Raw genomic sequence first — 8,273 nt, 5'->3', positions numbered from 1 at the left:
TCTCAGATGCCCCATCCGGGGCTGCCTGTGGTGTGCCTCGTCTGCCCGGGTGAGACCCGGGCTGCGCTTCTGCTCCGACGGGCATCAGGGAGAGGGGTGCCTGCCCCAGCGGGAAGGCGGTGCCGAATGCCGGGCCTGGAAGTCACCGCGGTGGTCCTCGTGGCCGTGGTGGTCCCGACGTGGCCGGCTCGCCGCCTGCACGCGAACGAGCCGGTCCTGCTGGTGGCAGGCGGCTGCCTGATCGGCCTCACGCCCGACTTCCGCACGGTGCGTGGTTGACATGTGAGGCCGGATCCGGCCCCGCTGCGGTTCGTCGTCGGCGCCGATGCCATCCCGCACTGCCGAGGCTTCCCGTGAGCTGGGCATGGACCTCGCACACGACGACACCGCAGCCACCGTCTGACCCGGCCTCACCGGGCGGCGGCCCCGAGACGACGTCGGGGGAGCACGTCACCGACGGGGCATCCACCGGAACACAGGTTTGTCCAGCAGCAGCCATCTGCTGATTCGCCGTCCGGGTGAATTCGACACCGTACAGCTCATTTGCAGTGTCAGCAGAAGCACTCGTGGGGTTTTCTGGTGCTCCGGAGTCCGGCGGGAGGTGTGCACATGGTGCCCAGCAGCGGCAATACGATGCGCCTGCTGTCCCGTGCCCTCTGTGCGATCACGCTGATCACTCTGGCGACGCTGGCACACGCCGTATCACTCCCGGCCTGGCAGCAGCCGATGTCCTCACACATCGGCCTGGAAGGCCGCGCCGTTCACACCGTGACCGGGGACATCGACAGTGCCGCTCCGCCCGCGGTGGGGTCCGCCGTCCCGGACTCCGGAGGTCACGGGGGCGGCCATGGCTGGCGAGTGGGTTCGACTTCCATCGGCAAGCCGAAGCACTCCGCCGAACTCGCGGGTGCTTCCTCCGTCATGTCGCACGCGGTCCGCCGGGATACAGAGGCCGACAGCGGAACTGCAAGGCCCGCTCCTGCCACGGCCGCGGGCGCTGCCGGGTTCTCCTCGGGATGCGCCCTGCGCTGCTGAGCGAACCCGGCCTCTTCGATGTGCCTGCCGGTCGGCGGGGCGCCACGGAAGAGGCCTGCCGTCACAGTAGTTGACGCTCATCGACTGCGCAGGAGCACTCCGTCATGCCCGCAGACCTCTTTGCGGCCATGGGCGCGTTGGTACGCGCCGAGGCCGCCCGGAAAGTCACCTCACCCGCCCCGCCCGTGAACATCGCCCCATCTCCACCCGGCGACGGGTCCGCTCACGGCCCCGGTCCGCTGCCACAGGCGCCACGTCCTACGAAGGCGCCGTCCGGGTGGTGGCGCCGGGTTGTGGTCACGCGACGCCCCTGGTGTGTCACATTGTGCCGCCACGACCCCATCGGGGACGGCTCACCCGAACCCCGCCTCTGACTGCTTCCCGGCGGTGAGCGGGCCCGGTGGCGTACACCGCACCGGCCCCTCCTGCCCGGGTGCATTCACTCAAGTCACAGACGCGCCCCGGGCGCATTGGGGACACCTGCCTGACATGCGATCCTTCATCGATCACGCCCGCGTACCCGGCCGCGATCGGCATCCCAGGGGCAGGGGGGACGACCCCGCAGTCGGCAAACCGCGCGCCGGAGCGGTGGGACGTGAGGTGGCGGCGTCCTTCGTCGTCTTCCTCGTGGCCCTTCCTCTGTGCGTCGGAGTGGCGACTGCGTCCGGCGTTCCGGCTGAACTCGGCCTGGTCACCGGCATTGTCGGCGGTCTGGTGGTCGGCTGTCTGCCTGGCAGCAGCCTGCAGGTGAGCGGCCCGGCGGCCGGCCTGACCGTGCTGGTCCACGAGGCGGTCAGCGCTTACGGCATCACCGCGCTGGGGGTGATTGTCCTGGTGGCAGGCGTACTTCAGCTGGTCATGGGCCTCGCACGCATCGGAGGATGGTTCCGGGCAGTCTCTGTCTCCGTCGTACAGGGAATGCTCGCCGGGATCGGGCTCGTGCTGATCGCCGGTCAGCTCTACGCGATGGCGGACGCGCCGTCACCGAGTACAGGCCCTGCCAAGATCATCGGCCTACCGGGACTGTTCACGGGAGCAGCGGGCTCCTCCGAGGCACAGGCCGCACTCGCACTCGGGGCCACAACCATCGCGGTGATGACCGTGTGGAGGCATCTGCCGCACGCTGTACGACGAGTACCCTCTCCGCTGGCCGGGGTCGGTGTGGCCACCGGACTGGCGGTGCTGTCCGACGCCCCTGTGGCGAAGGTCGAAGTGCAGGGGGTGTTCCAGGCCGTTCAGCCCCCGACAGCAGACGCCTTCGGGCAGTTGGCCGGGGTGACTCTGGTCGGCACCGTGCTCGCCTTCGCCCTGATCGCCTCGGCGGAAAGCCTGTTCGGCGCAGCGGCTGTGGATCGGCTGCACGACGGGCCGCGTACCGACTACGACAAGGAGCTGATTGCCCAGGGCGTCGGGAACACGGTCTGCGGGATGCTCGGCGCCCTGCCGTTGACAGCAGTCATCGTGCGCAGCGCGGCCAACGTCCAGGCAGGCGCACACACCAAGGCCTCCCGCGTACTGCACGGCGTCTGGCTTCTGCTGTTCGCTGCGATCCTGCCGTCCGCCCTCTCCGTGGTGCCGATCGCCTCACTGGCCGGGGTCCTGATCTACTCGGGCGGCAAGCTGATCCCCGTCGGGGAATGGTGCGGGCTGTGGCGCGAACAACGCGGAGAGGCCGTGATCCTGGCGGCAACGGCGGCCTCGATCGTCGTGGTCAACATGTTCGAAGGCGTGCTGATCGGCTTGGCGTTCGCGGTGGCCAAGACTGCTTGGGACACCTCCCACCTGCGCTTGGAGGTGTCCGATCAGGGCAATGGGCCGGTCAAGGTGTACATGATCGGCAGCGCCACGTTTCTGCGACTGCCGAAGATGCTGGACGCGTTGGAGGCACTGCCCCGAAACCGCAGCCTGGAAATCGACCTGACGGGACTGCGGCACCTTGACCACGCATGCCGCACCGCATTGTCCACATGGGCCGAGCCGCGCAAGGAAGGACGCACCCAACCGGTCAGGATCATCGATGCCTCGTGAGCCGGCCACGTACTCGGACACATCCGACAGGCGACATCCGAAGGCGCCGACCCTTACACGCTGTTGCCTTCTCCGGCCGCTCGCCGCTGCGGAATGGCGCGGGTGGCATGCCCACAGCCGAGAGCGGGGAAGTGGGCAGGACGTCGATTCGGAAAGTCCCGTCGGGTCCGGCGAAGACAGCCGGACCATGCCTGCGGCGAGAGCGGACAGCGCCGGACGATGAGGGGCTTGGGCCCGAACCCGGTTCATTAGCAGATTCGCGTTGCTTGTACCGGATCAATGAGGTATTTCACCCTTACCTCCCCATAAATGCGCATCGATTCCTTTTCGGCGATACGGTCGGGGCGTGCCGTCCGTTGTTGCCCCGGGGCCGGGTGTTCGCCGCCTCGTCATCACTCTGCTCCTGAGCCTGGCGATCGCCGCCGTGGCCCACGTGCTGACATGTGGTGTGCAGGCGCAGGACGGACACCATGTGTCGCTCCTCGGCGGCCCGCTGTCCGCAGCCGACCCCCATGCGCGGGACATGGGGCCCGTGTCGGACACGGCGGCAACCTCCGACCGCGACGTGTCCGAGACCGGGCATCATCCAGCGACTCCCGGCGGATGCTGTGATTCGGCGGTGCTCCTGGTCGAGGCGCCGACGCGCTCCGGGCTTCCCGTCCTGGCGGCGCTGCTGGTCACCCTGGCAGCGTGGGGACTCATGGAGGCGGGCCTCTCGGGTCTGTCGTGGCGCCGTCCCGTCGGTCTCGCAGCCGGCGGGCCGCCATGCCCCACAGGATTCTCTCTGCTGCGTCTGGTCTGCGTCAGCCGTACGTGAAACGGCCCGGTGCGCCCGGCCGCTCCCGCGACCGTCCGCACGAGCCGCCCGTACCCGTACCGCTCTCACGCGACGGCCCCGACCCGGTTCGCGGCCGTGGAAAGACCAGGTTGCCATGACCGCTGCCATGCGCAGCATTTCCACCGACGACGTGCACGCCTTCGTGGCGGCACACGAACTCCCCGAACCGGCGGGTGCGCCCCGCCGCACCCCCGCCGGCATGGTGGGCAACACCCCGGTCCTCTGGGTCGGAAGCCCTTTCACTCCCGCCGGCCGAGGCTTCTGGGCCAAGTTGGAGGGCGCCAACCCCGGCGGCATCAAGGACCGCCCCGCCCTTCACATGGTTGCGGCTGCCCGGGCCCGCGGAGAGCTCCGGCCCGAAGCGCCCGTCATCGAGTCCACCAGCGGAACGCTCGGACTCGGTCTCGCGCTCGCGGGCATCACCTACGGCCATCCGGTCACTCTGGTCACCGACCCCGGCATGGAACCGCTCATGGTCCACCAGCTCCGCGCCCTCGGCGCCCGGGTGGAGGTGGTGGCAGAACCGAGTCCGGCCGGCGGCTGGCAGCAGGCGCGCAGGGACCGCGTCCGCTCCCTGCTCGCCGCGCATCCGGGCTCCTGGTGCCCCGACCAGTACCACAACCCGGACAACCCGGCGGCGTACGCGAATCTTGCCCTCGAACTGACCGTACAGCTCGGCCGGGTGGACGTGCTGGTGGCCGCCGTCGGAACGGGCGGGCACTCGGCCGGGACCGCCCGTGCCCTGCGCGCGATCTCGCCGGGTGTGCGGCTGGTCGGCGTCGACTCGGTGCGCTCCACCATTTTCGGCCAGCCCGCCGGTGTCCGCCTGATGCGGGGCCTGGGCAGCAGCATTTCTCCGCGCAATGTCGACCACGCCGCCTTCGACGAGGCCCATTGGGTCGCACCGAACGAGGCGGTCCGGGCGGCCCGACAGCTGGCGAGGCACCACTGTGCGAGCGGTGGCTGGAGCGTCGGCGCGGTTGCGCTGGTGGCCGGCTGGCTCGCCCGCACCCTTGCCCCGGGTACCCGTATCGCGGCGATCTTCCCCGACGGAGTCCACCGCTACTGGGACACCGTCTACAACGACGACTACTGCCGCACGCACGACCTCCTCTCACGTCGGCCCGCCGATGACCCCGATGAGATCGCCCATCCCGGTGAGCGCGTCGTGGAGCGCTGGACGCGCTGTGTGAACATCACCGCGCCCCGCGCCGACGAGGAGGTCACACGATGAGGGAGCTCGCCCGGCAGTTCCGCTCCTTCGACGGTGCCGTACGGCTGTTGATGGTCCAGCAGTTCACCATCAACACGGCGTTCTACATGCTCATGCCCTACCTTGCGATCCACCTCTCGGGCGGCCTGGGCATGGCGGCGTGGGCGGTCGGACTCGTGCTCGGCGTGCGGAACTTCAGCCAACAAGGCATGTTCCTCATCGGCGGCACGCTCGCGGACCGGCTCGGCTGCAAGAGCGTGATGAGCGCCGGATGTGTGCTGCGGACCGTCGGATTCGGACTGCTCGGTTTCGTCGATTCGCTGCCCGCGCTGATCGCCGCGTCGGCGCTGACGGGCTTCGCGGGGGCGTTGTTCAACCCGGCTGTGCGGGCCTTGCTCGCACGGGAAGCGGGGGAGCGGCGGGTGGAGGCGTTCGCGCTGTTCAACGTCTTCTACCAAGTGGGCATGTTCGCAGGCCCCTTGATCGGTCTTGCCCTGATCGCACTGAATTTCCGGCTGGTGTGCGCGGTGGCGGCACTGCTCTTTCTCGGGCTCACTCTCGTACAGGTCAAGGTCCTGCCCGACCGCGGGCGCCCGCCGGCTACGAAGGAGCGGCGCCAAGGAGTGCTCGCCGACTGGCGCACTGTGGTGTCCAACCGCCCCTTCCTGCTCTTCTCCGCAGCAATGATCGGTTCGTACGTCCTGTCCTTCCAGGTCTACCTGGCGCTGCCGTTGCAGGCGCAGCGGGTCTCCCCGGGGAGCGGGGACGGCGTCAGCACGGCGCTCTTCGCCGTATCGGCGGGTGTTGCCGCGGCCGGACAGTTGCGCATCACCGCCTGGGCGCGGGCGCGTTGGTCTCCGGGCCGGTCCGTCGTGTACGGCTTGACACTGATGGGCGGCGCCTTCGCACCGCTCCTTGTCGCGGGCGCGCCGCCCCGGGGCGAGGGACTGCTGATCCGGACGGTGGCCCTGGCGCCACTGTTCCTCGCGGCCGCCCTGCTCGCCCTCGGTACGGCCCTGGTGTACCCGTTCGAGATGGACACCGTCGTCGCGTTCTCCGGCGAGCGGCTGGTCGCCACCCACTACGGCCTGTACAACACGATCTCGGGCGTCGGGATCACCGTCGGGAACCTTGCGACCGGCGCCGTCTGGGATGCCTCCACTGGGCAACCGCGGCTGCCCTGGCTCATGCTGTGCGTCGTGGGCGTGGTGTGCGCCGCGGCGATCGCCGGCCTGACACGCACCGGGAGACTCGGGCCTCTCCGGGTCGCCCGGGCGGGGGAACCCGCTCCGCAGCGGTGAGGCAGCGCCTTCCGGCACGACGGTCTGCTCAGCTCGTCGGGAAAACGGCGCTCATTCGGGAAAGCGGCCTTGATGTGGTCCTGGCGCTCCTTTGAAGTCTTTGTGGGAAGGCAAGTCGGATGAACCATGTGAACTGCGGTCTGCGCCATGACGACCGACCACCGCATACGGTTCAGTCGTGCACGGCGGCACCGCTGAGGTGGTGGTCGGCGAGGTTGAGGACTTCGTCGACCACGCGTCGCAAGTGCCCGTTGGGCAGGCCGTAAATCATGCGCCGGCCCTCCTTGCGTACGGACACGAGCCCCGCCAGTCGCAGCTTGGCCAAGTGCTGGCTGACCGCTGGACGAGCTGCTCCGCAGGCTGCCGTCAGCGTGGTGACATCCGCTTCACCTCTGCCGAGGGTGTGCACCAGTGCGAGCCGGGTGCGGTCGGCGAGCAGGCCCAGGACCGCGGCGGCGGTGGTGAGCTGTTCGGCGCCCGGATCTCGCGGGTGCGTACTGTGTGCAGGTGATAGGTGCATGCGTGCGCTCATGTGCACATAATGGGTCAGGGCGCCTTGTGGTGTCCACATCCCCGTCCCGCGTCGAAAGGCCGGACCGTGAGTGAGCAGCCCGGACACCCCCACCACCCGCACGAGCACCGGCACATTCGCGACCATGAGCAGGGGAGGGACAGCGGGCATGCCCATGGGCACGGTGGCACCGGCCACCGGGCGCGGTGGCGGCATCGGCTCGGCCACCTGGTGAAACCGCACTCGCACGAGTCCGCCGACAAGGTCGACCGCGCCCTGGAGTCCTCCGCGCAGGGCATGCGGGCGCTGTGGATTTCTCTGGCGGTGCTCGGTGTCACGGCTGTGACGCAGGCTGTGGTGGTCGTCCTGTCCGGCTCGGTTGCCCTGCTCGGAGACACCGTGCACAACGCGGCCGACGCACTGACCGCACTGCCACTGGGCGTGGCCTTCGTCCTGGGGCGCCGGGCGGCGAACCGCCGCTTCACCTACGGCTACGGGCGGGCCGAGGACCTGGCCGGCATCGTCATCGTGCTGACCATTACGGCCTCCGCATTCTTTGCCGCCTGGACCGCGATCGACCGGCTGCTGAACCCGCAGGGGATCAGCCACCTGCCCGCTGTCGCTGCGGCGGCCGTCGTCGGCTTCGTCGGCAACGAATGGGTGGCCCGCTATCGCATCCGCGTCGGACGCGAGATCGGCTCGGCTGCCTTGATCGCCGACGGACTGCACGCCCGAACCGACGGATTCACCTCGCTCGCCGTGTTGTTGGGCGCAGGCGGTGCCGCGATCGGCTGGCGGCTGGCAGACCCGATCGTGGGTCTGCTCATCACCGCTGCGATCGTGCTGGTGCTGCGCGACGCCTGCCGGGAAGTCTTCCGCCGGGTGATGGACGCCGTCGATCCCGCCCTGGTCGACGCAGCCGAGCTCGCGCTGGGACGAGTGCCGGGCGTAAGGGCGGTGGGTGAGCTGCGGTTGCGCTGGATCGGCCACCGACTGCGTGCGGAGGTCGCGGTTGTCGTCGACGGCGAGCTGAATGTGCGTGAGGCCCACCAGGTGGCCGTGGAGGCCGAGCACGCCCTGCTGCACGCCGTACCGAAGCTGACCGCAGCATTGGTCCATGCCGACCCGACTCCGGCGCCGGGTGCCCCTGACCCGCACCTCGTCCTGGCACACCACGGGACCTGAGCCGAGAAGGCCGCAACGCCACCAGGACCATGAGGACTTGGCCGGTCGTGCTGTCCGCCGCCGGGCCGGTCACCGTACTGCACGACAAGCTTGAATGTGCGGGACTCGGTCACCGGCTGGATCTCCGGCCGGACCTGGGCAACGTCGGCCACCGCATCGTCT

The 8,273-nt window shown here is 69.6% G+C and carries 8 protein-coding genes; 7 read left to right on the top strand and 1 reads right to left on the bottom strand.

From position 1 onward, the window contains the following. Nucleotides 1-126: 126 nt before the first annotated feature. The 6 genes from GA0115254_RS44900 (at nt 127) to GA0115254_RS34510 (ending at nt 6,415) form a co-directional block, all read left to right on the top strand. Entirely contained in the window at nt 127-279 is a 153-nt protein-coding gene (locus tag GA0115254_RS44900) for a hypothetical protein (RefSeq protein WP_176740408.1), read from the top strand. A gap of 330 nt (nt 280-609) precedes the next feature. After that, nucleotides 610-1,035: a hypothetical protein gene (locus tag GA0115254_RS34530; protein WP_093899205.1), complete on the top strand. Its 426-nt coding sequence runs from the start codon at nt 610-612 to the stop codon at nt 1,033-1,035. Between the two features lie 489 nt (nt 1,036-1,524). After that, nucleotides 1,525-3,063 (top strand): SulP family inorganic anion transporter, encoded by a 1,539-nt coding sequence (locus GA0115254_RS34525; RefSeq protein ID WP_093899204.1) that lies wholly within the window; start codon nt 1,525-1,527, stop codon nt 3,061-3,063. 346 nt (nt 3,064-3,409) lie between these two features. Continuing rightward, nucleotides 3,410-3,880 (top strand): hypothetical protein, encoded by a 471-nt coding sequence (locus GA0115254_RS34520; protein WP_093899203.1) that lies wholly within the window; start codon nt 3,410-3,412, stop codon nt 3,878-3,880. A 127-nt stretch (nt 3,881-4,007) separates the two neighbouring features. Next, nucleotides 4,008-5,135, top strand: a complete 1,128-nt coding sequence (locus GA0115254_RS34515; protein ID WP_370740990.1) for a PLP-dependent cysteine synthase family protein — start codon at nt 4,008-4,010, stop codon at nt 5,133-5,135. Next, entirely contained in the window at nt 5,132-6,415 is a 1,284-nt protein-coding gene (locus GA0115254_RS34510) for an MFS transporter (protein WP_093899201.1), read from the top strand. The genes GA0115254_RS34515 and GA0115254_RS34510 overlap by 4 nt, the downstream gene beginning before the upstream one ends. A gap of 172 nt (nt 6,416-6,587) precedes the next feature. Here the strand turns inward: GA0115254_RS34510 and GA0115254_RS34505 are convergent, their stop codons facing one another. Continuing rightward, nucleotides 6,588-6,947, bottom strand: a complete 360-nt coding sequence (locus GA0115254_RS34505; protein WP_176740407.1) for an ArsR/SmtB family transcription factor — start codon at nt 6,945-6,947, stop codon at nt 6,588-6,590. 66 nt (nt 6,948-7,013) lie between these two features. On the opposite strand from GA0115254_RS34505, the gene GA0115254_RS34500 reads away from it, so the two are divergent. Continuing rightward, nucleotides 7,014-8,111, top strand: coding sequence for a cation diffusion facilitator family transporter (locus GA0115254_RS34500; RefSeq protein ID WP_256102921.1), 1,098 nt, complete (start codon nt 7,014-7,016; stop codon nt 8,109-8,111). Nucleotides 8,112-8,273: the final 162 nt, after the last annotated feature.

It is taken from the genome of Streptomyces sp. Ncost-T10-10d (assembly GCF_900091955.1).
Taxonomy (GTDB): domain Bacteria; phylum Actinomycetota; class Actinomycetes; order Streptomycetales; family Streptomycetaceae; genus Streptomyces.
This window is presented reverse-complemented; position numbering and strand designations above follow the sequence as displayed.